Source organism: Blastococcus aurantiacus (assembly GCF_900102425.1).
Classification (GTDB): domain Bacteria; phylum Actinomycetota; class Actinomycetes; order Mycobacteriales; family Geodermatophilaceae; genus Blastococcus; species Blastococcus aurantiacus.
This window is the reverse complement of record NZ_FNBT01000002.1, coordinates 44,533-70,195: the sequence shown is the minus strand read 5'-3', so window position 1 is coordinate 70,195 and position 25,663 is coordinate 44,533. Positions and strand designations below refer to the sequence as shown.

Here is a 25,663-nt window from a genome sequence, read left to right as displayed (position 1 = left end):
CCACGGGCCCGGCGCCGCGCGACGGCCGCGCACTAGTGTCGGTTCCCGTGAGCCAGCCTCCCTCCACCCCGCGCGCCGACGGCCGTACCGCCGACCAGCTCCGCCCCGTGACCATCACCCGCAACTGGCTCGACCACGCCGAGGGCTCGGTGCTGGTGGAGTTCGGCCGCACCCGGGTGCTGTGCGCGGCGAGCGTGACCGAGGGCGTGCCGCGCTGGCGCAAGGGCTCGGGCCTCGGGTGGGTCACCGCCGAGTACTCGATGCTGCCGCGCGCCACCCACACCCGCAGCGACCGCGAGTCGGTCAGGGGCAAGATCGGCGGCCGCACCCACGAGATCAGCCGGCTCATCGGCCGCTCGCTGCGCGCCTCGATCGACCTCGGCGCCCTCGGGGAGAACAGCATCGCCATCGACTGCGACGTGCTCCAGGCCGACGGGGGCACGCGGACCGCGGCGATCACCGGCGCCTACGTGGCCCTGGCCGACGCCGTCTCGTGGCTCGGTGACCGCAAGAAGCTGGCCAAGAAGGAGCCGCTGGTCCAGTCGGTCGCCGCCGTCAGCGTCGGTGTCATCGACGGCGAGCCGCGGCTGGACCTGGCCTACGAGGAGGACGTCCGCGCCGGCACCGACATGAACGTGGTGTGCACCGGCGACGGCGGGTTCGTCGAGGTGCAGGGCACCGCGGAGGGGGCGGTGTTCGACCGGCCGACCCTCGACGCGCTGCTCGACCTCGCCGTGGCCGGCTGCGCCGAGCTGACCCGCCTGCAGGCCGCCGCGCTCGCACGATGAGCGCCCGGCTGCTGCTGGCCACCCGCAACGCGGGCAAGCTCACCGAGCTGCGCCGGCTGCTGGCCAGCGCCGTCCCCGGTGTGGAGGTCGTGGGGCTCTCGGACGTCGAGGAGTACCCGGAGGCGCCCGAGACCGGCGCGACCTTCACCGAGAACGCGCTGCTCAAGGCGCGCGAGGCGGTGCGGTACACCGGCCTGCCGGCCGTCGCGGACGACTCGGGGCTCACCGTCGACGCGCTCAACGGCATGCCGGGCATCCTCTCGGCCCGCTGGTCGGGCCGGCACGGGGACGACGCGGCGAACACCGCCCTGCTCCTGGGGCAGCTCTCCGACGTGCCCGACGGACGGCGGGGCGCGGCGTTCGTGTGCGCGGCGGCCCTGGTGCTGCCCGGCGGCACCGAGCGGGTGATCGAGAGGGAGTGGCGGGGCACCGTGATCCGCGAGGAGCGGGGGGACAACGGGTTCGGCTACGACCCGGTCTTCGTGCCCGAGGGCCTCGAGGTCACCTCGGCGCAGCTGTCGCCGGGGGAGAAGGACGCGCGCAGCCACCGCGGGCAGGCGTTCGCCGCCCTGGTGCCGGTCATCGCCGAGCTGCTCGGCGCGCCCTGAGGGTCAGCGGCCGAGGCTGAACCAGTCCACCGCGGCCAGTTCGGCGCGCAGGGACTCGTAGATCGGCAGGTCGTCGCCCGGCTCCGCGTGCCGGCCGGGGCGGTCGACGTCGGCCAGGGAGGCGATCGTCTCGACGACGTCTTCCGGGGCGCGGTGGCGTCCGGCGATGGTGGCGGCGTTGCTCATACCCGGTCGTTCGGCGTGCCCGGCGCCGCGCCGGAGCGGGCGCCGCGCCGTCCTCACCCCGACGGGTGAGCCCGGTCCGAGGGGCAGGGGAGCGGCGCGCCCGGCACAGTGGGGGCATGCGGGTGTTCGTGGACGGGGGCCGCCGGCTGCACTTCGACGACGGCGCACCGGTGACCGCGGCCTCGGCCATCGCGCCGCTGGGCGACGGGTGGCTGATCGCGCAGGACGACGCCACGCTCGCCGCCTGGCGCCGGTCCGGCTCGGTGACGCCGGTGCGGCTGCTGCCTCCGGTCGACGGGCTGGACCGGTTCTCCGAGGCCGCCGGCACCAAGCGCCTCAAGCCCGACCTCGAGGTGGCGTGCCCGGCCGTGGTGGACGGCGAGCCGGCGGTGCTGCTGCTGGGCTCCGGGTCCTCGCCGCGCCGCATGCGCGGCGTCCTGGTGCGCCTGGTGGACGGCGAGCCGGTGGCCACCGCTGCCAACCTGGCACCCCTCTACGAGCACGCCGCCGCGCTGCTGGACGTCCCCGTGGACCAGCTCAACCTCGAGGGGGCGGCCCGCCACGAGGACCGCGTGCGCTGGTTCCAGCGGGGCAACCTGCACGCCGGCATCGCCTCGGCCAGCGTGGAGCTGTCGCTCGAGGCGCTGGTCGCGGCGGTGCTCGGCCGGGCCGCCGCGGCGGAGGTGCGAGTCGGCCGTCCGCTGCGCTACGACCTCGGCGAGATCGAGGGAGTCGGCCTGGCGGTGACCGACGCCGTCGCGCTGCCGGACGGCCGCATGCTGCTCAGCGCCGCCGCGGAGGACACCCCCAACGCCGTCGACGACGGCCCGGTCGTCGCCATCGCGCTCGCGCTGGTCGACGACGGGACCGTCGTCGCCGTCGAGCCGCTGCCCGAGATCGACGGCCACGTGCACAAGGTGGAGGGGCTGGCGCTGCGTGCGGTCGAGGGCGGCACGGTGCACCTGCTGGCAGTGGTGGACGACGACGACCCGGAGACCCCGTCGGCCGAGCTGGACCTCCGCGTCGAGCTCTGACCCCGGGGCTCAGCGCGCGGTGCCGATCGGAGTCCGGGCGGTTCCGTCGCCCCGTCGCGCCGCTGCTCGGTCGGCGAGAGCGAGGGTCGCCCCGGCGATCCCGGTGGCGACCACCACCCCGAGCGTGTTCATCGCCCAGTCGTTGGTGTCGCAGGCGCGACCGATCGCCGGCACCAGGGCCTGCACGGCCTCGATCGCGGCGGACGCCCCGGAGCCGGCTCCGAGCACCGCCCACGGGCGGCGGGTGGCCAGCGTCGCGAAGACGACGACGGGCATCAGCAGTGCGACGTTGGCCAGGAGCTCCACGCTGCCCGGGCCGGGCCAGGCGAACTGCACGGTGCAGCCGCGGATCGAGGCGCCGCGTCCCGTCGGTGGCATCGTCAGGACCAGGACGCCGACGGCGGCGACGACGGCGAGTGCGGGGATCACCGGGGAGCCCGGGCGGGCGACCCGCAGTACGGCGTGGCCGACGAGGGCGCAGACCAGCGCGGCGAGTCCCAGTGCCCCCGGGACGAGCGCCGAGTGGTCCAGCAGGAAGTCGGTGATCATCGCCCGTCGACCCTAGGTGGACGCCGGCGAGCCCCCGGGGCAATGAGTTCGCGCCCGGGCGCCGGTCTACCCCGCGACCGCCACGGAACCGACCTGCAGGAGCTCGCCATGGGCCTCATCCACATCGAGATGTTCGCGACCCTCGACCTCGTCGGGCAGGCGCCCGGCGGCCCCGAGGAGGACCCGGAGGGCGGCTTCCCGTTCGGTGGCTGGCAGGCGCCCCTGATGGACGAGGTCTCCGGGGCGCAGATCGGTGAGGCGTACGAGGGCACCGACGCGCTGCTGCTCGGCCGGCGGACCTACGACATCTTCGCCGCCCACTGGCCGCACCAGGGGGGCGGCCAGGACGACGGCATCGCCCAGCTGTTCAACTCGATCCCCAAGTACGTCGCCTCGCGTGGGACGCCCGACCTCTCCTGGGCGGGATCCACCCAGCTCGGCCCGGACCTGCCTGCCGCGGTGCGCGAGATCCGCGAGCGGCACGAGGACATCAAGGTCGTCGGGAGCCTGGACCTGGTGCAGACCCTGCTGCGCGAGAAGCTGTTCGACCGGCTCGACCTGTGGCTGCACCCGGTCGTGCTGGGCGTCGGCAAGAAGGTCTTCGCCGGCGGCGAGGTGCCGACCAACCTCACGCTGCTCGAACCGCCCGCGGCCGGCGGGAAGGGCACGGTCTACCTGCGCTACGGGCTGGCCGAGGGCACGCCGGGCACCGGGGACATGAGCCAACCGGACCGGGGCGTGGACGGCGGCGCGTGATCTCGGACGACGGTCAGGCGACCGCGCTGCCCTCGTACATGTACCCCGCCGGCTTGGGTGCGCCCTTCTCGTAGAAGGTCGACATCCGCGTGACCGTGAGCGGCGACGCGTCCAGCAGCGACGCGACGTCGTTGTCGAGCACGCAGCCGGCGATCGCCCGGTTGATCCGGTTGCCGCGTCGCTGCCACGTCACCGTCCTGGGGTCGGGCGCCAGTCCGTGCTCCACGAAGTGCAGCGTGCCGCCGGGCCTCAGCACTCGGGCGATCTCGGCCAGCGCCCTGCCGGGGTCCGGGATCCCGCACAGGACCCAGGTGCACAGCGCTGCGTCGAACCGGTCGTCGGGGAAGGGCAGCGACTGCGCGTCGTCCCCGGCGATGACGACCGGGATCGCGGACGCCGCCCGGCGCTCGGCCCCGAGCCGGATGGCGGTCGCCGACGGCTCGACGGCCCACACGCCGGCGACCGCCGGCGGCAGGTGCGGCTGGTTCAGCGCGGACCCGATGCCGATCTCCAGGACGTCGCCCGACAGCCCGGCGCAGACCCGGCCGCGGACCTCACCGGTGAGCTTCTCCTTCAGCGCGAAGGTGTGCAGGCGCGGCCGGAGGTGCTCGCTGTAGGCGCCCATGCGGGCAGGCTGCACCCAGCCGGCGGCCGCCACAACCCTCCGCCGCGCCGTCGGAGAACAGGCGCCGGCGAGTGCGGGAGGGGGGAGTCGAACCCCCACGCCCGAAGGCACCAGATCCTAAGTCTGGCGTGGCTGCCGTTACACCACTCCCGCGTGGCACCGGAGTCTAGGAGCACCCACCGGGGTGGAGGTCGGACGGTGGAGGGGCTGACTCCGGCGACGTCTGGCAGGCTGTCGGGGTGCCTCGCGACCCCCGACAGATCCAGCTGGAGATCGACGCCGCCCGCGAGTCGCTGGCCGCCACGCTGGACCAGCTGACCTACCGGACGAGCCCGACGCGCCTGCGCGCCAAGGGTCAGGACGCCGTCGTGCGCTGGCTGCAGACGCCCGCGGGGATGGCTGCCGCCGGTGCCGTGGGCCTGCTCGTCACCTTCGTCGTCGTCCAGCGGGTCCGGCACCGCAACGACTGACCGGGTGCCCGTCCGCCGCGATCCCGTCGGACCGGGCCAGGAGTCCGTCTGGGACTACCCGCGCCCGCCGTCTGCCCTGGTGACGCCGCGGCACGTCGTGCTGGAGGTCGCCGGGCAGGTGCTGGGCGACACCCCCCGGGCGATCCGGGTCTGCGAGACCAGCCACCCGCCGACCTACTACGTGCCACGCGAGGACCTCGCCGACGGGCTGCTGGAGCGCGCGTCGGGCGGGTCGTGGTGCGAGTGGAAGGGCCAGGCGACCTACTGGGACGTCGTCGTCGGCGACCGGCGGGTGCCGGCGGCCGGCTGGTCCTACGAGCAGCCGACCCCGGGCTTCGAGCACCTCGCCGGCGCGGTCGCCTTCTACCCCGGCCGGGTGGACCGCGTCACGGTGGACGGCGAGGTCGTCCGCCCGCAGCCGGGGAACTTCTACGGCGGCTGGATCACCGACGACGTCGTCGGACCGTTCAAGGGCGCGCCCGGCACGCTCGGCTGGTGAGCCGGGGCCGGGCGCCGGCCCGGACCTAGAGCTTCGCGCCGTTCGCCCGCAACAGCGGGAGCGCCACCTGGTCGACCACGGCGTCCGCGAATGCCTCGTCGACCGGCTGCCCGTTGACCAGCCAGCGCTGCACGAGCGGGGCGCCGATCGCCTCGGCGATCAGGGACCCGGACAAACCGGGGTCGATCTCTCCGCGCTGCTCGCCGCGTTCCCAGACCTGGTCGAACGCGCTCCGCCACACTGCCATCGGACCCTCGCGGAACGCCTGGGCCAACGCCGGCTGGTGCTGCATGGAGGACAGCAGGGCCTGCGTCGCCGCCCCGGCCGGGCTGTTGACCATGCCCACCATCGCGCCGAGGAGTGCGCGCAGATCGCCCTGGATGGAGCCGGTGTCGCGGAGCTCGGCCTGCACGGAGTTCAGCTCAGCGACGGTGTCGACGACCAGCTCCTCCTTGGTGCGCCACCGGCGGTAGATCGTCGCCTTGCCCACCCCGGCTTCGCTGGCCACGGCGTCCATGGTCAGCGCGCCGTAGCCGACCTCGCCGAGCAGCCGCAGGATCGCGGCACGGATGACGCCGTCCCGGCTGGGGTCGCGCGGCCGGCCCCCGCGACTCGGGCGGACGTCGGGATCGGAGAGAACGGGCATGTCTCGACCTTAAGGGACTCAAGTCTCGTAACTCGACAAGATCGCCTGTGAGTCCGCCGGCGGTCACCCGGTCGGGCTCGGCGGACGCGCCGCGCGCGCCTCGTGCGGTATGGCCCGGTGTGGTTCATCCTGCTGGCGTGGGAACGATCTGCGGGATCGGGTGCAGCTGCCGCGAGCACTGGGACGTGCCGGGCGCGGCGACCCGCGTGCTGCTCGCCACCTCCATCGGTCACGTCCTCCCGACGGTCGCGCGCACCGCGGCTGCCCTGGACCTCGACGTGAGCAGCTCGCCGCACCTGGTCGACGTGCTCGACCCCCGGGGCGGCCGAGGGATCGACCGGCTCTTCCAGCGGCTCGCCCGGGAGCTGACGGCCGCCGAGCTCGAGGCGGTGCGCGTGGCCACCGATCCGCCGACGGACGGCACCGCGCGGACCGCCCGCCTGCTGACCGCACCCAGCCTCGCCGTCGAGCTGGCCCGGCGCGGCGTGACCGTCGAGGTCGGCGTCCTGGCCGAGGCCGAGTTCTGGTCGGCCTACCAGCCGATCGTCCGCCTGTCGGACCGCTCCGTCGTCGCTCACGAGGCCCTGCTGCGCGGCCTCGTCGACGGCCGCGAGGTGGGTGGCGGCGACCTGTTCTTCGTGGCCGAGTCCGCCGGCTGGCTGGCGCGGCTGGACCGCATCGGCCGGGAGTCGGCGATCGAGGGCGCGCTGTCCTGGATCGGCGACCACGACCTGTTCATCAACTTCAACCCGACGTCGATCTACCGCGCCCAGGTGTGCCTGGCCAGCACCGAGCAGGCAGCCCACGCCTCCGGCCTGGCGCCGCACCAGTTCGTCTTCGAGGTCGTCGAGTCCCACGCCATCGCCGACCGCGGGCACCTGGTCACCGTCCTCGAGCACTACCGGTCGCTGGGCTGGCGCGTCGCCCTCGACGACGTCGGCTCGGGCTACTCGAGCCTGTCGCTGCTGGCCGCCGTCCGGCCCGAGGTGGTCAAGCTGGACAAGGGGCTCGTGCAGGGCCTGCCCGACGAGGGTGCCCGCACGGTGCTCAAGGCGGTCACCGACCTGGCACACCAGCTCGGCGCCGTCGTCGTCGCCGAGGGCATCGAGACCGAGCAGCTGGCCGAGGAGGTCGCCACCCTCGGTGCCGACCTGGGCCAGGGGTGGCTCTTCGGCCGGCCGGTCCGGCCCGCGCGGCCGGTCGAGCGACAGGACGGCGGCTTCCAGGCGGTCGGGGTCACCCGCTCCCGCTGAGCCGCCGTCTCAGGTCAGCGCCCAGCCGGTCAGCACCGGCCGGGAGTGCTCGTGCCCGAGGACGCCGTAGGCCGCCGCCGGCAGCGCGAACAGGGCGCCGGCCTGCGGGGGAAGCCCGAGCCACCGCGCGGTGAGCACCCGCAGCACGTGCCCGTGGGCGACGAGTGCGACGTCCCCGTCGGACAGCCGGGCCCGCGCCCGGTCGAGCACCCGGTCCACCCGCTCGGCCACCTGGTCCAGCGACTCGCCCGGGGTCTCACCGGGCACGGTGCTGTCGGCCCAGATCGACCACTCGCGCCCGAGCTCCGCGCTGATCTCCGCCGTCGTCCGGCCCTCGTAGCCGCCGTAGTCCAGCTCCACCAGGTCGGGATCGGCGCCGGTGGGGGCCAGACCCGCGAGCTCGGCGGTGCGGCCGGCCCGCTGCAGGGGGCTGACCCACACCTCGGCGAACCCCCGAGAGCCGAGCTTCGGGCGCAGGGCCCGCGCCTGCTCCTCGCCCTCGGGCAGCAGCGCGAGGTCGGTCAGGCCGGTGTGCCGCCCGCCCTTGCTCCATTCCGTCTGCCCGTGCCGCAGCACCACGATCTCCCCGACCCGGCCACCCTCGACTGCGCCCACGCCGACCATGGTCCACGGTGCCGGGAACACCTGCCCGCCCGCGCGTGCTGGCCGGTGGCATGACCACTGCAGAACTCAGCGACACCTTCACCATCGGCGGGGACCTCCCCGTGCACAGGCTCGGCTACGGCGCCATGCAGCTCCCCGGCCCCGGCGTCTGGGGTGAGCCGGCCGACCGCGCCGCCGCCGTCCGCGTCGTGCAGGCCGCCGTCGAGCAGGGCGTCGACTTCATCGACACCGCCGACTCCTACGGCCCCGAAATCAGTGAGCAGATCATCGCCGAGGCGCTGCACCCCTACGCCGACGGCCTGGTCATCGCCACCAAGGCCGGCCTGACCCGCCAGGGCCCCGGCATCTGGACGCCGGTCGGGCGCCCTGCCTACCTCAAGCAGCAGGTCGAGCTCTCGCTGCGGCACCTGAAGGTCGACCGGATCGACCTCATCCAGCTCCACCGCATCGACCCGGAGGTGCCCCTGGCCGACCAGCTCGGTGCCTTCGCCGAGCTCAAGGCCGATGGCAAGGTCCGGCACATCGGCGTCTCGGAGGTGTCGGTCGAGGAGCTGAAGGCCGCCCGCGAGGTGACCGAGATCGTGAGCGTGCAGAACCTGTACAACCTCACGACGCGCCAGAGCCAGGACGTGCTCGACTACGCCACGGCCGAGGGCATCGCCTTCATCCCGTGGTTCCCGATCGCCACCGGCAACCTGGCCGCGCCGGACAGCCCGGTCGCCGACATCGCCCGCGAGCTGGACGCCACGCCGTCCCAGGTGGCGCTGGCCTGGCTGCTGCAGAAGTCGCCGGTGATCCTCCCGATCCCGGGCACGAAGTCGGTCGACCACCTGACCGAGAACCTGGGGGCCGCCGGCGTGCGCCTCTCCTCCGAGGACATGGCCCGCCTCGACGCCCTCGCCTGAGCGCAGGTGCCGCGCCGGTCGCTGACCGGCGCGGCACAATGCGTCCCATGGATGCCGAGGACTTCCGTCAGATCAAGCACGCCGTCCGTCAGCTCGTGCGCGAGGAGGTCGTGCCCCTCGAGGAGCGGATCGAGGACGAGGACCGCATCCCCGACGAGCTGCGGGCGCAGATCGCCGAGATGGGCCTCTTCGGCTACGCGCTGCCCGAGGAGTACGGCGGCCTCGGCGTCACCATGAGCGAGGACGTCGAGCTGGCGATCGAGTTCGGCTACACCACGCCGGCGTTCCGCTCGTTGTTCGGCACCAACAACGGCATCTCCGGCCAGGTGATCGCCCGCTTCGGTGACGAGACGCAGAAGAAGAAGTACCTGCCCGGGCTCTCGGCCGGCGAGCTCATCGGCTCCTTCGCCCTCACCGAGGCCGAGGCGGGCTCGGACCCCTCCGCCCTGCGCACCTCGGCCCGCCGCGACGGCGACTCGTGGGTCATCAACGGCAGCAAGCGCTACATCACCAACGCGCCGCTGGCCGACCTCTTCGTCGTCTTCGCCCGGACCAACCCGGAGGAGAAGGGCGGGCGGGGCATCTCCAGCTTCGTCGTCGAGACGTCGACGCCGGGGGTGACCGTGGGCCCCAAGGACAAGAAAATGGGGCAGTCCGGCGCCTGGACGGCCGAGGTGTTCTTCGACGACGTGCGGGTGCCCGCCGAGGCCCTGGTCGGCGAGGAGGGGCGCGGCTACGCCAAGGCGCTCACCGTGCTCTCCCGCGGCCGGCTGCACATCGCCGCGCTGTGCGTCGGCATGGCGCAGCGGGTGCTCGACGAGTCCGTCGCCTACGCCGCCACGGCCAAGCAGGGCGGTGCGCCGATCGGCCGGTTCCAGCTGGTGCAGGCCATGCTGGCCGACATGCACGCCGAGCTGCTGGCCGCCCGAAGCATGGTCCGCGACGTCGCCGCCCGCTACGACACCGGCGAGGACACCTCGGTCGGTCCCTCCTCGGCGAAGCTCTTCTGCACCGAGATGGTCGGCCGGGCCGTCGACAAGGCCGTCCAGGTGCACGGCGGGCTGGGCTACCTGCGGACGACGCCGGTCGAGCGCTTCTACCGCGACGCCCGGCTCTACCGGCTCTACGAGGGCACCAGCGAGGTGCAGCGGGTGATCATCGGCGGCGCGCTCCTGCGCGAGGCCGGCATGCCCCGTGGCTAGGGAGCTGACCCCGGAGCAGCGGGGGGTCCGCCGGGACGCCGTCGCGGAGCTCGGGCAGGCGCTGCGCGACCTGGTCGACGCCGCCGTCCGCACCGAGGTGCCGCCGGACCGGCTCGCCGAGGCCACCCGCGCGGCCCGGGACCTGACCGGCCTGCTGTCCGAGGATCTCCGCGAGGTGCACGAGATCGCGTCGGTGGACGACCCGGCGACCGGCGAGCGCTGGTACAGCCCGGTCTACGGTCCCGGCAGCCCGGTGGCTCCGCCGATGGTCGTCCAGGACCGGCCGGAGGAGCGCCGCTGCGTCGGCCGGGTGACGGTCGGCAAGCAGCACGAGGGCCCACCCGGCCTGGTGCACGGCGGCGTCGTCGCCACCCTGCTCGACCACGTGCTCGCCCGGTCCGCGCGGGCAGCGGGCCACGGCGGGCTCACCGCCTCGCTGACCGTCTCCTACCGCCGGCCGGTGCACCTGGGCGTGCCGCTCGTGGTCACCGGCGAGCTGGTCTCGGTGGAGGGCCGGCGGGCCACCGCGACCGCGCGCGTGGTGGCCGAGGACGCCCCGGAGATCACGCTCGCCGAGGGCGAGGCGACGCTGGTCGCCCTGCGCGCCGACCGCGCCTCGGAGGTCTTCGCCCGGACCGGTCGCGACGTGGGGGCCTGGACCAGCCGCGGCTGAACCGGAGTCAGTCGGCCCGCGGTCCCGGGACGTTCGCCGGGTCACCGGCCGGGTCGAGCGCCGGGCCGGAGGCCGGTCGCAGCAGCGCGCCCGGTCCGCCGGTGCCGGCACCCAGCGCGGCCACGAACTGGCGCAGCACGTCGTCGCTGCGGTGGACCGGCTGCCAGTCCAGCAGGGTGCGGGCGCGGGTGGTGTCCATGGCCGGCAGCGAGGTGCCCATGTCCAGCCAGCCCGGCTCGGTGGGCACCAGGTGGGCGGTGAAGGCCGCCTGCAGGGGCACCCGCAGGGCGATCGCGGGCACCGGGATCCGGCGGGTGCCCAATGCCTCCGCGATGCCGGCGGCGTCGAGCACCGGGTCGCTCGCGATGTTGAACGGACCCGGCACCTGCCGGTCCACGATCCGCACGAGCGCGTCGGCCACGTCGTCGGCGTGCACGAAGGACACCGCCACCTTCGGGAGCGGGAGCGGCAGCAGCCGGGCCAGCGCGCCCGGGATCTGCCGGGCGAGACCGAAGACCAGCGGGCCCAGGAAGTAGCGGCCGATCTCGCTGCCCGCCTCCGGCTGGAGCACCAGCGTGGGCCGGGCGACCGACAGCACCGTGGGCGTCCGGTGCGCCAGGACCTGGCGCACGACGCGCTCGGCCTCGCTCTTGTCCCGGCTGTACTGCGAGCTCGGGACGCCGGTGGTCGGCCAGTCCTCGGTCACCCGACGACCGACGGCGCCCGCGGCGTAGGCGCCGATCGAGGACATGTGCAGGAAGTGCTTCACGCCGGCGGCACTGGCGGCCCGGGCGACCCGCCAGGAGCCGTCGACGTTCACCTTGTGCAGCCGGTCGGGCTCGCGTCCGGGCTGCAGCGCCCAGGCGAGGTGGATCACCACGTCGGCGCCGTCCACGAACTCCGCCAGGGCCGTCTCGTCGGCCGGGTCCCCGAGGTCGGCGGAGAACCACCGGACGCCGTCGTAGGGGGCCACCTGCGGCGGCACCCGACGCGCCAGCCCGCGCACCTCCGCGACACCGCTGCCCGGCGCGGTCAGCCGGCGCAGCAGCGCCGTCCCGACGTTGCCGCTCGCGCCGGTGATCGCGACGGTGGCGCCCTTGAGGTGACCCGGGGTGAACTCAGCCATGAGCTGCCGCTACCCGGTCCGGGCGGTGCGAACCGGCGTCCCCGGATCCGGGCCGCAGGCCGAGGGAGACCACCGCCAGCAGCAGCATGCCCGCGGCGCCGGCGAGCAGCCCGGCCGGCAAGCCGGCGTCGTCGGCGAGCCGGGGGAGCATCAGGTTGCCGAGCAGCCCGCCGAGCATGAGCGCCAGAGACTTCGCCGAGAGCGTCGTCGCGCGCTGACCGGCCGTCGTCTGGTCGTGCATCAGCCGCTGGCGCAGGGGCCACGCCGCCCCGTTGAACAGGTAGAAGAGCGAGTAGGCGACCGCGGCCACGACGAGCGCGGGGGCGAGGGCGAACAGCGCCACGGCGACCGCCCCGAGCACCGAGGTGAGCGCGCTGGACCATGCCACCGAGCCCCTGGTCACCCGGCCCAGCGCGGGTGCCAGCAGCGAGCCGACCGCTGCCGCGGCGAAGGAGACCGCGGTGACGACGCCGAACACCGCCGACCCCCGCTCCGGGGACCCGGCGAGCTCGGCGACGTGCAGGGGACCGAGCAGCTCCAACGCGGTCAGCACGACGCCGACGAGGAAGGAGACGACCAGCAGCAGGCGCAGCAGCCGGTCGGTGAGCACGAGCCGGACGGTCGTCGAGATCACGAGCGGGACCTCGCGGACGCCGCTGCGCAGAGCCGCGGCGCCGGACGTCGTAGGCGGCCGCACCGGGACCACGAGCAGCAGCACCGCGACGACGTGGACGGCGCCGAAGGCGGCGGCGACCAGCAGCGGGACCGCGAGCGCCGACGCGCCACCGCGGTCGACCAGCAGCGGGAGCGCCCCGCCCAGCACCGCACCCGCGCTCAGCCCGATGGCGTCGGCGGCGGCCGCCCGCGACAGCCCGGAGGTCACGTCCGCGCCAGGCTCGGACCGGTGGACGGTGTCGACGTACCAGGCCTCGAGCGGCCCGGAGTCCAGGGCCCGGGCCACGCCCTTGAGCGACCAGGCGACGAGGAACAGCAGCATGTTGTCGGCCACGGCCATGGTCAGCAGCCCGGCCACGGTGAACAGCCCGGAGAGCACGAGGACCGGCCGGTGCCCGAGGGCGTCGGCCAGGCCGCCCGTGGGCAGCTCGAGCAGCAGGGCGACGGCGCCGTACACGGCGACGGTCACCCCGATGTCGGCCGGCGAGAGCCCGCGCGCGGTGGCCAGCAGCACCGAGACGGGGACGGCGACGCCGACGGGCAGCCACCGGAGGGCCGTGAGCCCGACGAAGCGCCGGCGCGCCCGGTCGGCGTCCAGGACGGCGGTCACAGCGGGTAGTCCCGCAGCGGGAAGAGGTCCAGCAGCACGTGCACCAGGGGCTGGTCCGGCTCCTCGTTCTCGTCCCGCCAGCGCTGGACGACGTCGTTGAGCTCGCCGATCAGCTCGCGGGCCCGGGCGGGGGAGACCCGCACGCCCCAGTCGTTGAGCGAGGCGGCCGAGCGCCACTCGTCGTCCAGCTGCTCGCGCTCGGCGGCGAACGCGGCGAGCATGCGGCGCTGGTGGGCGACGATCCGGTCGGTCAGCTCGTCGACGACCTCACGCCCGCCGGGCTCGTCGAGGAAGTCCTCGGTGTTCCAGCGGGTGCTCCGGTGCAGCGCGCGCCACCAGCGCTCGCGCCCGGTGCCCTGGTCGGGGACCTCCTCGACGAACCCGAACCCGGCCAGCTGACGCAGGTGGTAGCTCGTGGCGCCGCTGCTCTCACCCAGCCGGTCGGCGAGCCGGCTGGCGGTGGAGGGCCCGTCGCTGCGCAGGGCGGCCAGCAGGCTCATGCGCAGCGGGTGGGCGAGGGCCCGCAGGGCGCGCACGTCCTGGACGTCGATGGCGTTCCAAGGCGGCGGCGTGCCGGTCATGCCCAGCACCGTAGAACCGCAAAGGTCCCTTTGCAAAGCTTTCTTTGCTCAGGTCACGCCGGGCCGAGGGCTGCGGTTCCCGGTGCTCGCGCGGCGCCGTCCTTGAGCTCGACGAAGAGCACGTGGGTCTCCGTCTCACCGATGTTCTCGCCCGAGTGCTCCTGGGCGGGCAGCCATGCGGTGAGGCCGGCCGGCATGTCGACGTCGCGGTGGACGTCCCCGGAGTGCAGTCGCCGGCGGAACGCGCTGAGCGTGTGCATGACGCTGTCCGGGTGCGCGTGCGGGGTCGTCCGGTCGCCGGGCCGGTCGGTGTACTCCAGCACCCGCACCCGCTCGTTCTCGAACACGACGGAGTAGTGCTCGGGGTTCGTCTGCACCGGGTCGACGGTCATGCCCGGTCACTGTGCTCCGCTCGCGGACGGCGGACCAGGGGCTCCGGCCCCCGGTCAGGCCGCCACGGACGACGGCATCGGGACGTCGTCCTCGAGCGTCTGTCCCCGGCGCTCGGGCAGTCCCCAGGTGGCCAGGGCGCCGAGCACGAAGAACGCGCTGAAGGTCCCGAACACCAGTCCGGTGCCCCCTGCGTCGACCAGCGGGGGCACGCACAGCGGCGCGGCGATCGACGCCAGCCTGCCGAATCCCGCGGCTGCGCCGGCCCCCGTCGCCCGCAGCACCGTCGGGTAGACCTCCGGCGTCACCGCGTACAGCGCGCCCCACGCCCCGAGGTTGAAGAACGACAGAACCATGCCGGTGACCAGGACGGTGGTGTCGCTGTCCGCGGCGGCGAACATCCCGGCCCCGAGGGCCGACCCGGCGAGGAAGGTGGCCAGCGTGGCCCGGCGTCCCCACCGCTCGATCAGATAGGCGGCCAGGGCGTAGCCCGGCAACTGCGCCAGCGTGATCACCAGGGTGTACCCGAAGGACTTGGTCAGCGTGAAGCCGTTGGCGACCAGCAGGGACGGCAGCCAGATGAACGCGCCGTAGTACGCGAAGTTGATGCTGAACCAGACGGTCCACAGGGCGGCGGTCCGGAGCCGGGTGCCGGTCGCCCACAGTGCCCGGGGACCGGGTGCCGCGACCGGCGTGGGCAACGGCGACTCGACGGGCGCGACGCCCGCCGACTGCTCGAAGCGCCGTACCGCGGCCTCGGCCTCCTCGACCCGCCCGCGGGTCTCGAGGAAGCGCACCGACTCGGGCAGCCCCCACCGGACGACCGCGGCGTAGAGCGCGGGGAGCGCACCGAGCGCGAGCGCCCACCGCCATCCCGCGTCGCTCCCGGGCACGACCAGGAAGCCGATCAGCGCGGCCAGCGTCCAGCCGAGTGCCCAGAACGCCTCCAGCCACACGACCACCCGGCCGCGGACCCGCGCGGGGGCGAACTCGCTGACCAGGGTGGAGGCGACGGGGAGTTCGGCGCCCAGGCCCAGACCGATGAGGAAGCGGAAGACCATCAATGCGCCGACCGACCACGACAGGGCAGCGGCGCCGGTGGCCAGCCCGAACACCAGCAGGGTGAGCGCGAAGACCTGGCGTCGACCGATCCGGTCGGCGAGCAGGCCGCCCGCGGTGGCGCCCACCGCCATGCCGATGAACCCGATCGAGGCGATCCAGGACAGCTCGGAGGAGGTGACGCCCCACTGCTGCTGTGCGGCGAGGGCGGCCAGCACGAACGAGATGAGCCCGACGTCCATGGCGTCGAGGGCCCAGCCCAGCCCGGAGCCGAAGACCAGCCGGCCGTGCTCACGGGTGAAGGGCAACCGGTCGAGCCGCTCGGCCCGGGTGGTCGGGGACGTCGTCGCCGTCATGCGATCAGTCTGCCGAGCACGGCTCCCGTCGGCTCGCAGTGGTCAGGAGGCCGCGGTGCGCACGTGCGCGGTCACCAGCTCGGCGACGCGGTCGGCAGCCAGCTCGGGGATCCAGTGCGGCACACCCTCGAGCACCTCCAGCCGGTAGGGCGCCTCGACGAAGCGCTCGGTGGCCTCCGTCGCGGCCCGGCCGAGGAAGGCGTCGCCGGTGCTCCAGATGTGCAGGGTCGGCACCCGGACCCTGCCGACCGGGTCGCGGCCGGCCCAGGGCAGGGCGCGGTACCAGCCGAGGGCGGCCGACACCGCACCCGGCTCCTGCATGCGGCGGACGTAGTGGTCGACGAGGGCGTCGTCGAGTCCGCCGGAGCGGAGCATGCGGCGCAGGACCGCGCCGTTCCCGGCCAGCAGTAGCCGCTCCGGGAGCACCGGCAGCTGGAACACGCCCATGTAGTACGACCGCAGGCCCTGGTCACTGGTGACCATGGCCTTGGCCATCGCCGCCGGATGCGGCACCGACAGGGCGGTCAGCGTGCGGACCCGCTCGGGGTACCAGGCGCCGAGGGCCCAGGCGACGATGCCGCCCCAGTCGTGGCCGACGACGTGCGCGCTCTCCAGCCCGGCGGCGTCCAGCAGGGCGAGCACGTCGCCGACGGTCTCGCGGAGCCGGTAGTGCGCGCGCCCGTGGGGACGGGCCATGGGGGAGTAGCCGCGCTGGTCCGGTGCCAGGGTGCGCAGCCCGTGCTGGTGCAGTGCCGGGGCGACGAGGTCCCAGGCGGCGGAGTCCTGCGGGAAGCCGTGCAGGAGCACGACCGGTTCGCCGTCCCGGGGGCCGGCGTCGCGGACGTCGAAGGTCAGGCCGTCGCGGCGGAAGCTGTCCATCTGACGACTGTGCCCCTCGACGGCCGGTCCCGCACCGGATGCGCTCGCGCGAGGGCTCCGGCGCGCGCAGCCGTGGTCAGGGACGATGGGGCGGTGACCTCCCCTTCTCCCGAGATGATCGTGCTGGTCGACGACGACGGCCGCGCCATCGGCACCATGCCCAAGCCGCTGGTGCACCACGGGGAGACGCCGCTGCACCGTGCCTTCTCCGCGTACCTGTTCGACGACGACGGCCGGCTGCTGGTCACGCGGCGGGCCGACGGGAAGCAGACCTTCCCGGGCATGTGGACGAACACCGTGTGCGGTCACCCCGGGCCGGACGAGGACGACGATGCCGCGATCGCCCGCCGGGCCGCCTTCGAGCTGGGCCTGCAAGTCAGCGAGCTCCGCCCCGCGCTGCCCGGCTACCGCTACCGGGCCGAGTTCCGGGGCGTGGTGGAGAACGAGATTTGCCCCGTCTACCTGGGCCGCTACGCCGGCCCGCCCGCCCCTGACCCGACCGAGGTGGGGGCGTGGGAGGTGCTCGACTGGGCGGCCTTCCGCCGGCGTCAGGAGACCGAGGGCGACGCCTGGTCGCCGTGGTGTCGGGAGCAGGCGCGGATGATCGAGGACGCCGGGCTGGTGCCGACCGCCTGACCGGCGGTAGTTCCCGCGGGACGCTCGGTGAGCGGGTCTGGTCACCGAGCGCAGCCCTGCCGATGCGCTCCGAACGGCTGCGGCGCGTCGCCGGCCGCCTCCACCGGGGAGCCGCGTCGCCCTGCCTAGCGTCGCGCGCATGGACCGACGACGGTTCCTGCTCACCCTCGCGGCAGGACTGGCCGTGGCCGCCACCGGGCGCGGCGCGGTCACCGGCACGCGCGCCGGAGCGGCCGCGCCCGTCGCCGCGCCCACCCCCGCGTCGCCGTCGCCGGCGGCTGCGGTCGCCGCGGCGCCGGGCACGCTGCTCCCGCCCACCGGGGTGGTCACCGAGCTCCCGGGTGCGGGCAACGGACTGGCGCTCACCATCGACGACGGCACCAGCAGCGAGGTCGTGGCCTCCTTCGCCGCCTTCGCGAAGGACGCCGACGTCCGGCTCACCCTCTTCCCCAATGGCTGCTACCGGTCGTGGGAGGAGAACGCCGCCGTCCTCCGCCCGCTGGTCGACTCCGGCCAGGTCGCCCTGGGCAACCACACCTGGTCCCACCCCGACGTGACCACTCTCGGCGATGCCGAGGTGGCCGAGGAGATCGCCCGCAACCGCGACTTCATCCGGACCACGTTCGGCGTCGACACCCCGTTCTTCCGGCCACCGTTCGGGTCGCACGACGACCGCACCGACCGGATCGCCGCCGACCTCGGGCACCCGACCATCGCGATGTGGAACGGCACGCTGGGCGACTCCCGGGTGCTCACCGGGGCCGAGCTGGTCGGCTACGCCCGCGAGTGGTTCGTGCCGCAGGCCATCGTCGTGGGCCACGCCAACCAGCGCACGGTCACCACGGTGTACGGCGAGCTCCTGGAGCTGATCCGGGACCGGCAGCTCCGCACGGTGACGATGGCCGACGTCTGGGCCGCGCCGCGTCCCGCGTTCCAGGGCGTGTCGGCCAGCGGTTCCATCGGGGGCTGACGCCCCGACCTGCGACCGCGCGGGTTCTCCGCGAGGCTGTCGGGAGCTGACCGACCGCGGGACTGGAGGAACGATGCAGGAGTCGCTCAAGGGGCGCGTCGCGCTCGTCACGGGTGCGGCGAGCGGGCTCGGGCGCGCCACGGCGCTGGCCCTGGCCGAGGCCGGGGCGCACGTGGCGATCGCGGACATCGACGCCGCCGGGAGCGAGCAGACCCTGGGCCTGGTGTCCGACGGCGGTGGCAGCGCCGAGGTCGTGGCCCTGGACGTCACCGACGACGAGAGCCGGCGCACCGTCGTCGGCGGGCTCTTCGACGCGCACGGCGACAGCTTCGACATCCTGGTGAACGTCGCAGGCATCGACCGGCCGGGGTACGTCACCGACATCGACCTCGCCGACTACCGGCGGGTGCAGGCGGTGAACTTCGAGGGCCCGATCTTCCTGACCAGCGAGTTCACCAAGCGGGTGCAGCACCTGCCGGAGGGGCGCACCGCCGACGTGGTGCACATCGTGTCGCTCTCGGCGATCACCTCGGGCAGCGGCGCGATCGCCTACAACGGCTCCAAGGCCGGCTTCCTCAACGCCACCCGCTGCATCCAGCGCGAGCTGCGGGAGAAGGCGACGCGGGCCGAGGACGGCACCGAGCGGCCCTTCCCGTGCCGCGTGCAGTCGGTCATCCCCGCCGCCATGGACACCCCGATGATGGAGCAGTGGGGCATCCCGTCCCACCTGATGATGCCGCCGGCGGCGGTGGCCGAGATGGTGCGCACGCTCGTCCTGCTGCACCCGTCGGCCTTCGTGCCGGAGATGCAGATCGTGCCGCGTCTCGAGCCCAACTTCCCTCGTTGACCCCGGCAGGAGGTGGGCGGCATGAGCATGGCCGGACCATTCGGCAGCGACCCGGACGACCGGACGACGTCCGGGTCGGAGGCGTACGGGCACGGCGGGCGGCTCGGACCGGGGGACCTCGCGCCTGACGAGGAGCGGTTGCTGGCGGCGCTGGAACGCGACGCCCGCGGGCTCCCCGAGGTCCCCGTCCGGGACACGATCCCCGACGTGCCCACCCATCGCACCGACGCGCCGGGAGCTCCGGACGACGGCCTGACGCCGCTGTTCGCGGCGCCCGAACTGGACGACTGAGCCTCAGCCGCCGCAGGGCCGGAGGCAGACGGCGACCAGCGCGACGTCGTCCTCCGCGCCGTCGGGCAGCAGCCGGGCCAGCAGCGCGTCGCAGAGCTCGTCGACCGGCAGGTCCCGCAGGTCGCCCAGCGCTGCGGCGAGCAGGTCGACGCCGTCGTCGAACACCTGGTCGCGGCGCTCGACCAGCCCGTCGGTGTAGAGCAGCAGGGTGCTGCCGGGCTCGAGGAGCACCTGCTGCTCGGTCCGCGGCCGGGTCGGGTCCACGCCCAGGAGCAGGCCGGCCCGCGCTGCGTCGAGCGGCCGGACCGGGCCGTCCGGGGAGCGCAGCAGCGGCGGCAGGTGGCCGGCACTCGCCCAGCGCAGGAGCGTGGCGCCGTCGGCCCCCTCGGGCCGCTCGAGCCGGCCGACCAGCACCGTGGCCAGCGCGCCGAGCCCGAGCCCCTGGATCGCCCCGTCGAGCTGGGTGAGGACCTCGGTCGGCCCGCCGCTCCCCGAGTAGGCGATGCCCCGGAGCAGTCCGCGCAGCTGGCCCATCGTGGCCGCGGCCTGGCTGTCGTGGCCGACGACGTCGCCGATGACCAGGATCGTCGAGCCGTCGGGCAGGCCGAACACGTCGTACCAGTCGCCCCCCACCTGCGCCTCGCGCGCGGCGGGCACGTAGCGGACGGCCAGCTCCAAGCCGTCGGGCTGCACGGGCTCGGTGAGCAGGCTGCGCTGCAAGGTCTCCGCGGCGCGCACGACGCTGCGCGAGCGGGCGTAGAGCGCCTCGAGCAGGTGGGTGCGCAGCTCGGCGGCCTCGGCCACCTCCTCCGTCGTCCACGGTTGCGAGCGGCCGCGCACGACCTCCCGCCACCGCTCGAAGGACTTGCGGGGGCTCAGCCGGATCTCCTCGCCCTGGCGCTCGGCGATCGCCTTGTTGTGCGGGTCGCCGCCCCAGTCGACGTGCCGCACCGCCTCGCCCCGGAGCCACAGCACGTACTGGCCCTCGGGCAGCGGCAGCACGAGCGCCCCGCAGGGGACGTCCTCGGGCGCGCTCAGCGAGGGCGCGTCCCGGCCCAGCGAGTCGGTGGCGACGACGTCGTCCCCCCGGCCGGCCGCCCAGGCGGCGATCGCGTCGGCGACCTCGAGGGGGACCTCGGCCCCGCTGCTGCCGGTCAGCCCCTGGAGCCGGACGACGACGCCGTCGGCGGGCAGCAGGTCGAGCAGGTCGGGTGAACCCAGGAGCGTGTCGGTGAGCCGGCGGTCCTCGTCCAGGGCTGCCGCGGTGAGCGAGGTGAGGGTCGCTCGCACCCGCATCGCGCGGCGCACCTCGTCCTCCTCGGCACGGTCGACCAGGCGCAGGGACAGCGTCGAGCCGAGGAATTCCGCTGCGGCGCGCGTGGCGTAGGGCGGGGCGTGCGGGCCGCTGTAGTGGTGGCAGGCGATGAGGCCCCACAGCTTGTCGTCGCGCAGCAGCGAGATCGACATGGAGGCGCGGACACCCATGTTGCCCAGGTACTCGAGGTGGATCGGCGAGACGCTGCGCAGCGTGGAGTAGGTCATGTCCAGCGGCTGCCCGCTGGCCGGGTGGTCGGTCGGCCGGACCGGCGAGGGCTCGTAGTCCACGTCGGAGATGAGCCGGATCCAGTTCTTCTCGTACAGGGCCCGCGCCTGGGCCGGGATGTCCGAGGCCGGGTAGTGCTGGCCCAGGAAGGAGTTGAGCTCCTCGAGCTTCGCCTCGGCGACGACCTCGCCGTTGTAGTCGGCGTCGTAGCGGTAGACCATCACGCGGTCGAAGCCGGTGAGGTCGCGCACCGCCTGCGCGGTGATGTCGTAGAGCTCCTGGAGCGAGGCGGCCCGGTTGAGGTCGGCCACCGTCCCGCGCACCGCCTGGTAGGTGTTGGGGAAGGAGAACGGCCGCGGTCCGCGGGCCGGCTCCAGCTCCACCACGAGGCTCGTGGTCGGCGCGCCCTCCGTCGCCCCACCGCGGCCGGCCGCCCGCCGGCCCTCGACGACGGCGCGGTGCAGCACGGCGTCGACCGGGTCCGGGACCCCGTGCACGTCGAGGACCAACTCGACGGGGTTGCGTTCGCGCAGGTCGCCGAAGGCGCTCGCGGAGCGGATCACCGCGTCCGCGGCACCCCCGCCGAGGACGTCGGCCAGCGGGCGGCCCAACGCCTGTCCCCAGGGCACCCCGGTCAGCTGCTCGAGGTTCTCCGACGCCTGCTCGACCACGTGAGCGGGGTCGCTGACCACGAGGAGCACCCCTCGGGGCTGGATGCTGCCGGGCACGTGGATCGGCTCGCGCGCGCAGTTGTCGAGGTCGACCGGCGCCCCCGGCGCCAGGAACTCGATCTCCGCGGCGTCGGTCATGCCGGCACGGTGGCGCGCCGGCACCAGCCGGCCAGCCCGGCGAAGGTCGTGCGCGCCGAGGCGAGCATGGCCGCGGCGTCCCCGCCTTCGGAGATCCGTGCGCGGGTGGTCCGGCGGAAGGCGGCCCACATGGCGCCGGTCTCGCTGCCGTAGGGGGAGAAGGAGTGGACCGTGACCCCGGCCAGCTCCGGCAGGGCGGCCAGGTGCCGGTCGATGAAGACGCCCCCGAGGGTCGAGCCCTCGAGCACGTACATCCGGCCGAGCGCCTCGTCGGTGCCCGGGACGTCGGGGAGCAGGGGTGCGTCGTCGGAGGGCGGCGCGTCCAGCTTCCGCAGGTCGGCCGCGAAGAGGGACGCGCGGCGACGGCGCGGCCAGTCCACCCCTTCGGCGTCCGCGGGGCAGCGGGCGGCCCAGCCGTCCAGGCCCGCCTCGGCGGCGCGCCAGAATCCGTGCATCGCGTCCAGGACCTGCGCGAGGCGGTGACGGGTCAGCGACGGGTCGAGCAGGTCGAGGGTGCGCTCGACGTCCTCGTGCTCGGCCGCGGTGCCGGTCCGGAGGAGGCGCAGCACGTCGTCACCGGTGCCGCGGCCGTCGTCCGCCGCAGCTCCCCTCCGCGCAGCCATCGGTTCGAGCGTAGGCGACCGGATGGCGGCCCGCGGAGCGGGACGCGTCATGCTTCTCGGGTGAGCGGGGCAGTGGACACGGAGCGGACGTCGTTGTGGCGGTCACGCGGCATGCAGGCGTTGATCGGGGTGACCTTCCTCGGGTTCGCCAGCTACTGCCTGACGCTGGCCTCGCTGCCCGTGTACGCCGTCGAGGGCGGCGCGGAGGAGAGCACGGCGGGTGTCGTCACCGCGGTCTTCCTCGTCGTCACCATCGCCGTGCAGGCCACCATCCCGGCGTTGACCGCACGGTTCGGGGTCAGCCCGGTGCTGGTGGTGGGGCTGGTGGCCATGGGCGTCCCGTCGCCGCTCTACGTGCTCGACGACGGCGTCGCCTGGATCAGCGCGCTGTCGGCCGTGCGCGGCGCGGGCTTCGCCGTACTCACCGTGCTCGGCGCGACGCTGTCGGCGCAGGTCGCCCCGCCCGATCGGCGCGGGGAGTCCATCGGGCTGTACGGCCTGGCGATCGCCGTCCCGAACATGATCGCGGTGCCCGGCGGGGTGGCGCTGGTGCTCGGGGACTCGGTGGCGACGCTGTCCTGGCTCGGCGCCTCGCCGCTGCTCGGCATCCCGCTGGTGCCGTTGCTCATGCGCGAGATCGGACCGCAGCCGGCCCCCGGCGCGGCCGGGACGAACCGTGCGGCGGTGCTGGCGGCCGTGGCGCCGTCGGTGGTGCTGTTCGCGGTGACGCTGGCCGGCGGCGGCGTCGTGACGTTCCTGCCCATCGAGCGCCCGGACGGCGTGCTGGCCACCACGGCCCTGCTGCTGTTCGGGGCGACCGGCGCGCTGAGCCGCTGGCGCGCAGGGATGCTCGCCGACCGGCTGGGCGTGCGGCTGCTGCTGCCGCTCGCCGTCGTGCTCGCGGCAGGCGGGCTGGTGGCCATCGCCGCGGGGCTGGTCGCCGGGGACGCGTGGGTGCTGGCCGGCGCGGCGGTGTTCGGCGCGGGCTTCGGCGCCGTGCAGAACCTGACGCTGCTGTCGTCCTTCACCCGCGCCGGCGAGTCCGGGACGACGGCGGCGAGCGCGATGTGGAACGCCTCGTTCGACGCCGGCACCGCGACCGGCGCGCTCGCCCTCGGCGTGCTGGCCGCGGGCATCGGCCTGGACTGGACCTACGTCGTGGTGGCCGCCGCGCTCGCGGCGCTGCTGCCCGTGGCGGCCGCGGCCGCCCGTCCGACCCGCGGCTGAGGGGTCAGCCGGAGGTCTGCTGCGCCGTGGCGTGCAGCGAGCGGATGAAGAGGATCTCCTCGCCCGACTTCCGCAGCCAGGCGCGCAGGCCGTCCACGTCGCCACGCGACCGGTCGCGCAGCTGACCGAGGTTCGTCTGGCGGGTGCTGGCCTGCGCCCGCTGCGCCGTCGGGAGCGCCCGGCCCTCGGCGCGGGCGATCGCCGTGAGGCCGGCGCCCAGGAAGACCAGGTCGCGGACCTCGGTGAGGCCCTCGAGGAGGGTGTCGGCGGCGCGGTCCTCCGCCGTCAGCAGGGTCAGGAACTCGTCGGCGCGGCGGCGCCCCTCGGCGGCCGGGTCAGCAGATGTCACCGCACCACTGTCCCCCGGCCGGGCGGCCGAGGGACGGGTGGGTGGGCGACAGGTAGGTGGGTGGGTGACCGATGCAGGGGTGGAGCGGGTGCTCAGGCGTCGCGCCGCTGGAAGACCATCCAGCCGATGACCAGCAGCACCAGGACCTCGGCCCCGAAGGCGGCGAATCCGGTCCAGGGGGTCAGCGCCTCGGGGTTGAACGGCACCGGGACGGCGACCGGCGATCCGGCGTTGCCCGGCATGAGCTTCGCGACCCACTCGCCCCAGGTCCCCGGCAGCAGGAAGGCCATGTTCCCGGCCACGAAGACCAGCGCGAGGACCATGGACAGCGCCGCCGCGGTGTGCCGGACGAGGATGCCGACGCCGGCGGCCAGCAGGCCCAGGCCGGTCATGTAGAGCCCGCTGCCGAACATCGAGCGCAGCACGCCGTCGTCGCTCAGCGCCAGGCCGATGCCCTCGCGGTCGAGGAAGAAGTTGCCCGCGAAGTAGCCGGCGAACGCCGTCACCGTGCCGGCGACGAACAGGGTGCCGGTGAGCACCAGCGCCTTGGCCGCCAGCACCGCTCCCCGCCGCGGGGTCGCCGCCAGCGTGGCCCGGATCATCCCGGTGCCGTACTCGCTGGTCACCGTCAGCGTCCCGAGCACGATCGCGGTGATCTGCGCGAACGTCAGACCGAAGGTGATGAACGACCCGGGGGACTCGTCGGCCTCGCTGCTGGCCAGCCACTCGGCGTTCGTCGCGCAGATCAGCGCGGTGAGGCCGGCGCCCAGGACGAAGAGCATCACGGTCGACCACATCGTCGAGCGGACCGACCAGAACTTGATCCACTCGGCGCGCAGCGTCGAGGAGAAGCCCGGGCGGGTGCCCGGGACGTTGCGGCGCGGGTCGAGCTCGACGGTGCGGCTCTCGGCGGTGACGGTCATCGGAGGGCTCCGGCCTGGTCGGTGCGGGCGCGGGCCGAGTACTCGACGCTCGCGGAGGTCAGTGTCATGAAGGCGTCCTCGAGCGAAGAGCGCACCAGCGTGAGCTCGTGCAGGTAGAGGCCCTTGTCGCCGACGAGCTCGCCCACGGCGGCGGCGTCCAGCCCCTGCACGTGCAGCTCGTCGTCGACCGGCGTGACGTCCGCACCGGCGCCGCGCAGCAGGTCGGCGACCTGCCCGCGCTGAGGCGAGCGGACCTTCACGTAGGAGGCGGCGTGCTCGGCGATGAACTCGCGCATCGAGCAGTCGGCGAGGATCCGGCCCCGGCCGATGACCACGAGGTGGTCGGCGGTCAGCGCCATCTCCGACATGAGGTGGCTGGAGATGAACACGGTGCGGCCCTCCGTGGCCAGCTGCCGGGCCAGGGTGCGCACCCAGCGGATGCCCTCGGGGTCCAGCCCGTTGACCGGCTCGTCGAGGACGACGACGGGCGGGTCGCCGAGCAGCGCGACCGCGATGCCCAGCCGCTGGCCCATGCCGAGGGAGAACTTGCCGACCCGGGTGCCGGCGACCGCCTCGAGCCCGACCAGCTCCAGCACCTCGTCCACCCGGCTCGTCGGGATGCGGTTGCTCGCGGCCAGCCAGCGGAGGTGGTCGCGGGCGGAGCGGCCCGGGTGCAGCGCCTTGGCCTCGAGCAGGGCGCCGACCTCGCGCAGCGGGGCGGGGGAGTCGCGGTAGCGGCGGCCGTTGACGGTGACGCTGCCCGCGGTCGGCCGGTCCAGGCCGAGGACCATGCGCATCGTCGTCGACTTGCCGGCGCCGTTCGGGCCGAGGAAGCCGGTCACCCGGCCCGTGGCGACGGTGAACGAGACGTCGTCGACGGCGACCTTGTCGCCGTACTTCTTGGTGAGGCCCGAGACGCTGATCATGGCCGCGCGCCCGTGGACGGGATCC

At 74.5% G+C, this 25,663-nt stretch carries 31 protein-coding genes and 1 tRNA gene; 15 read left to right on the top strand and 17 right to left on the bottom strand.

The features are described from left to right. Nucleotides 1-47: 47 nt before the first annotated feature. On the top strand, nucleotides 48-788 hold the full coding sequence (gene rph, locus BLS70_RS03760) for a ribonuclease PH (RefSeq protein WP_091764336.1): 741 nt from the start codon (nucleotides 48-50) through the stop codon (nucleotides 786-788). Beyond that, complete coding sequence (gene rdgB, locus BLS70_RS03755) at nucleotides 785-1,396, top strand: RdgB/HAM1 family non-canonical purine NTP pyrophosphatase (RefSeq protein WP_091764335.1); 612 nt, start codon at nucleotides 785-787, stop codon at nucleotides 1,394-1,396. The genes rph and rdgB overlap by 4 nt, the downstream gene beginning before the upstream one ends. A 3-nt stretch (nucleotides 1,397-1,399) precedes the next feature. Here the strand turns inward: rdgB and BLS70_RS03750 are convergent, their stop codons facing one another. Further along, nucleotides 1,400-1,582, bottom strand: coding sequence for a hypothetical protein (locus BLS70_RS03750; protein ID WP_091764334.1), 183 nt, complete (start codon nucleotides 1,580-1,582; stop codon nucleotides 1,400-1,402). Between the two features lie 116 nt (nucleotides 1,583-1,698). Between BLS70_RS03750 and BLS70_RS03745 the strand changes: the two genes are divergently transcribed. Further along, complete coding sequence (locus tag BLS70_RS03745; RefSeq protein WP_091764333.1) at nucleotides 1,699-2,616, top strand: DUF6910 family protein; 918 nt, start codon at nucleotides 1,699-1,701, stop codon at nucleotides 2,614-2,616. A gap of 9 nt (nucleotides 2,617-2,625) precedes the next feature. On the opposite strand, the gene BLS70_RS03740 is transcribed toward BLS70_RS03745, so the two are convergent. Further along, nucleotides 2,626-3,165 (bottom strand): VanZ family protein, encoded by a 540-nt coding sequence (locus BLS70_RS03740; RefSeq protein WP_091764332.1) that lies wholly within the window; start codon nucleotides 3,163-3,165, stop codon nucleotides 2,626-2,628. A gap of 108 nt (nucleotides 3,166-3,273) precedes the next feature. On the opposite strand from BLS70_RS03740, the gene BLS70_RS03735 reads away from it, so the two are divergent. After that, entirely contained in the window at nucleotides 3,274-3,921 is a 648-nt protein-coding gene (locus tag BLS70_RS03735; protein ID WP_091764331.1) for a dihydrofolate reductase family protein, read from the top strand. Nucleotides 3,922-3,934: 13 nt separating this feature from the next. Here BLS70_RS03735 and BLS70_RS03730 read toward each other — a convergent pair whose 3' ends face one another. Both BLS70_RS03730 and BLS70_RS03725 read right to left on the bottom strand, forming a co-directional pair. Next, nucleotides 3,935-4,546: a class I SAM-dependent methyltransferase gene (locus tag BLS70_RS03730; protein ID WP_091764814.1), complete on the bottom strand. Its 612-nt coding sequence runs from the start codon at nucleotides 4,544-4,546 to the stop codon at nucleotides 3,935-3,937. Nucleotides 4,547-4,618: 72 nt separating this feature from the next. Then, nucleotides 4,619-4,699 (bottom strand) — tRNA-Leu (locus tag BLS70_RS03725). Between the two features lie 86 nt (nucleotides 4,700-4,785). Between BLS70_RS03725 and BLS70_RS03720 the strand changes: the two genes are divergently transcribed. Further along, nucleotides 4,786-5,016 carry a DUF3618 domain-containing protein gene (locus tag BLS70_RS03720; RefSeq protein ID WP_091764330.1) on the top strand — a complete coding sequence of 77 codons (231 nt, stop codon included), beginning with the start codon at nucleotides 4,786-4,788 and terminating at the stop codon, nucleotides 5,014-5,016. 4 nt (nucleotides 5,017-5,020) lie between these two features. Beyond that, a complete protein-coding gene (locus tag BLS70_RS03715; RefSeq protein WP_091764329.1) occupies nucleotides 5,021-5,515 on the top strand; it encodes a DUF427 domain-containing protein in 495 nt (164 codons plus the stop codon). Nucleotides 5,516-5,540: 25 nt separating this feature from the next. On the opposite strand, the gene BLS70_RS03710 is transcribed toward BLS70_RS03715, so the two are convergent. Then, nucleotides 5,541-6,161, bottom strand: a complete 621-nt coding sequence (locus tag BLS70_RS03710; RefSeq protein ID WP_091764328.1) for a TetR/AcrR family transcriptional regulator — start codon at nucleotides 6,159-6,161, stop codon at nucleotides 5,541-5,543. A gap of 137 nt (nucleotides 6,162-6,298) precedes the next feature. Between BLS70_RS03710 and BLS70_RS03705 the strand changes: the two genes are divergently transcribed. Continuing rightward, the gene (locus BLS70_RS03705) at nucleotides 6,299-7,414 is read left to right on the top strand and encodes an EAL domain-containing protein (protein ID WP_091764327.1); all 1,116 of its coding nucleotides are present in this window, start codon (nucleotides 6,299-6,301) and stop codon (nucleotides 7,412-7,414) included. 9 nt (nucleotides 7,415-7,423) lie between these two features. Here the strand turns inward: BLS70_RS03705 and BLS70_RS03700 are convergent, their stop codons facing one another. Then, on the bottom strand, nucleotides 7,424-8,029 hold the full coding sequence (locus tag BLS70_RS03700) for a histidine phosphatase family protein (RefSeq protein WP_255362221.1): 606 nt from the start codon (nucleotides 8,027-8,029) through the stop codon (nucleotides 7,424-7,426). A 59-nt stretch (nucleotides 8,030-8,088) separates the two neighbouring features. On the opposite strand from BLS70_RS03700, the gene BLS70_RS03695 reads away from it, so the two are divergent. Genes BLS70_RS03695 through BLS70_RS03685 form a run of 3 tightly spaced genes read left to right on the top strand, consistent with a single transcriptional unit; the run spans nucleotide 8,089 to nucleotide 10,818 of the window. Further along, complete coding sequence (locus BLS70_RS03695; protein WP_091764812.1) at nucleotides 8,089-8,943, top strand: aldo/keto reductase; 855 nt, start codon at nucleotides 8,089-8,091, stop codon at nucleotides 8,941-8,943. A 47-nt stretch (nucleotides 8,944-8,990) separates the two neighbouring features. Next, nucleotides 8,991-10,145 (top strand): acyl-CoA dehydrogenase family protein, encoded by a 1,155-nt coding sequence (locus BLS70_RS03690; protein ID WP_091764326.1) that lies wholly within the window; start codon nucleotides 8,991-8,993, stop codon nucleotides 10,143-10,145. Next, on the top strand, nucleotides 10,138-10,818 hold the full coding sequence (locus tag BLS70_RS03685; protein ID WP_091764325.1) for a PaaI family thioesterase: 681 nt from the start codon (nucleotides 10,138-10,140) through the stop codon (nucleotides 10,816-10,818). Before BLS70_RS03690 ends, BLS70_RS03685 begins: the two co-directional genes overlap by 8 nt. A gap of 7 nt (nucleotides 10,819-10,825) precedes the next feature. Here the strand turns inward: BLS70_RS03685 and BLS70_RS03680 are convergent, their stop codons facing one another. Genes BLS70_RS03680 through BLS70_RS03655 form a run of 6 tightly spaced genes read right to left on the bottom strand, consistent with a single transcriptional unit; the run spans nucleotide 10,826 to nucleotide 16,494 of the window. Next, on the bottom strand, nucleotides 10,826-11,944 hold the full coding sequence (locus tag BLS70_RS03680) for an NAD-dependent epimerase/dehydratase family protein (protein WP_091764324.1): 1,119 nt from the start codon (nucleotides 11,942-11,944) through the stop codon (nucleotides 10,826-10,828). Then, nucleotides 11,937-13,229, bottom strand: coding sequence for an MFS transporter (locus BLS70_RS03675; protein ID WP_176946273.1), 1,293 nt, complete (start codon nucleotides 13,227-13,229; stop codon nucleotides 11,937-11,939). Before BLS70_RS03675 ends, BLS70_RS03680 begins: the two co-directional genes overlap by 8 nt. Further along, nucleotides 13,226-13,810, bottom strand: coding sequence for a helix-turn-helix domain-containing protein (locus BLS70_RS20405; protein WP_143030336.1), 585 nt, complete (start codon nucleotides 13,808-13,810; stop codon nucleotides 13,226-13,228). Before BLS70_RS20405 ends, BLS70_RS03675 begins: the two co-directional genes overlap by 4 nt. A gap of 53 nt (nucleotides 13,811-13,863) precedes the next feature. Beyond that, on the bottom strand, nucleotides 13,864-14,202 hold the full coding sequence (locus BLS70_RS03665) for a cytoplasmic protein (protein WP_091764322.1): 339 nt from the start codon (nucleotides 14,200-14,202) through the stop codon (nucleotides 13,864-13,866). Between the two features lie 54 nt (nucleotides 14,203-14,256). Continuing rightward, nucleotides 14,257-15,615 (bottom strand): MFS transporter, encoded by a 1,359-nt coding sequence (locus tag BLS70_RS03660; protein WP_091764321.1) that lies wholly within the window; start codon nucleotides 15,613-15,615, stop codon nucleotides 14,257-14,259. A gap of 42 nt (nucleotides 15,616-15,657) precedes the next feature. Next, nucleotides 15,658-16,494, bottom strand: coding sequence for an alpha/beta fold hydrolase (locus BLS70_RS03655; protein ID WP_091764320.1), 837 nt, complete (start codon nucleotides 16,492-16,494; stop codon nucleotides 15,658-15,660). Between the two features lie 93 nt (nucleotides 16,495-16,587). Between BLS70_RS03655 and idi the strand changes: the two genes are divergently transcribed. The 4 genes from idi to BLS70_RS03635 all read left to right on the top strand — a co-directional run bounded on the left by idi (nucleotide 16,588) and on the right by BLS70_RS03635 (nucleotide 19,238). Continuing rightward, on the top strand, nucleotides 16,588-17,130 hold the full coding sequence (gene idi, locus BLS70_RS03650; protein WP_255362220.1) for an isopentenyl-diphosphate Delta-isomerase: 543 nt from the start codon (nucleotides 16,588-16,590) through the stop codon (nucleotides 17,128-17,130). A 139-nt stretch (nucleotides 17,131-17,269) separates the two neighbouring features. Continuing rightward, nucleotides 17,270-18,100: a polysaccharide deacetylase family protein gene (locus tag BLS70_RS03645; RefSeq protein ID WP_091764318.1), complete on the top strand. Its 831-nt coding sequence runs from the start codon at nucleotides 17,270-17,272 to the stop codon at nucleotides 18,098-18,100. Nucleotides 18,101-18,173: 73 nt separating this feature from the next. Continuing rightward, nucleotides 18,174-18,947: an SDR family NAD(P)-dependent oxidoreductase gene (locus tag BLS70_RS03640; RefSeq protein WP_091764317.1), complete on the top strand. Its 774-nt coding sequence runs from the start codon at nucleotides 18,174-18,176 to the stop codon at nucleotides 18,945-18,947. Between the two features lie 21 nt (nucleotides 18,948-18,968). Beyond that, complete coding sequence (locus BLS70_RS03635; protein ID WP_255362219.1) at nucleotides 18,969-19,238, top strand: hypothetical protein; 270 nt, start codon at nucleotides 18,969-18,971, stop codon at nucleotides 19,236-19,238. A gap of 3 nt (nucleotides 19,239-19,241) precedes the next feature. On the opposite strand, the gene BLS70_RS03630 is transcribed toward BLS70_RS03635, so the two are convergent. Both BLS70_RS03630 and BLS70_RS03625 read right to left on the bottom strand, forming a co-directional pair. Further along, nucleotides 19,242-21,590, bottom strand: coding sequence for a SpoIIE family protein phosphatase (locus BLS70_RS03630; RefSeq protein ID WP_091764810.1), 2,349 nt, complete (start codon nucleotides 21,588-21,590; stop codon nucleotides 19,242-19,244). Continuing rightward, entirely contained in the window at nucleotides 21,587-22,213 is a 627-nt protein-coding gene (locus BLS70_RS03625) for a biliverdin-producing heme oxygenase (RefSeq protein WP_091764316.1), read from the bottom strand. Before BLS70_RS03625 ends, BLS70_RS03630 begins: the two co-directional genes overlap by 4 nt. A 60-nt stretch (nucleotides 22,214-22,273) precedes the next feature. On the opposite strand from BLS70_RS03625, the gene BLS70_RS03620 reads away from it, so the two are divergent. Then, entirely contained in the window at nucleotides 22,274-23,440 is a 1,167-nt protein-coding gene (locus tag BLS70_RS03620) for an MFS transporter (protein ID WP_255362218.1), read from the top strand. A 4-nt stretch (nucleotides 23,441-23,444) separates the two neighbouring features. Here the strand turns inward: BLS70_RS03620 and BLS70_RS03615 are convergent, their stop codons facing one another. From BLS70_RS03615 to BLS70_RS03605, 3 genes are all read right to left on the bottom strand, one after another. Then, nucleotides 23,445-23,789 carry a hypothetical protein gene (locus tag BLS70_RS03615; protein ID WP_091764314.1) on the bottom strand — a complete coding sequence of 115 codons (345 nt, stop codon included), beginning with the start codon at nucleotides 23,787-23,789 and terminating at the stop codon, nucleotides 23,445-23,447. Nucleotides 23,790-23,881: 92 nt separating this feature from the next. After that, a complete protein-coding gene (locus BLS70_RS03610) occupies nucleotides 23,882-24,712 on the bottom strand; it encodes an ABC-2 transporter permease (RefSeq protein WP_091764313.1) in 831 nt (276 codons plus the stop codon). Further along, the gene (locus BLS70_RS03605) at nucleotides 24,709-25,638 is read right to left on the bottom strand and encodes an ABC transporter ATP-binding protein (RefSeq protein ID WP_091764312.1); all 930 of its coding nucleotides are present in this window, start codon (nucleotides 25,636-25,638) and stop codon (nucleotides 24,709-24,711) included. The genes BLS70_RS03610 and BLS70_RS03605 overlap by 4 nt, the downstream gene beginning before the upstream one ends. Nucleotides 25,639-25,663 lie beyond the last annotated feature (25 nt).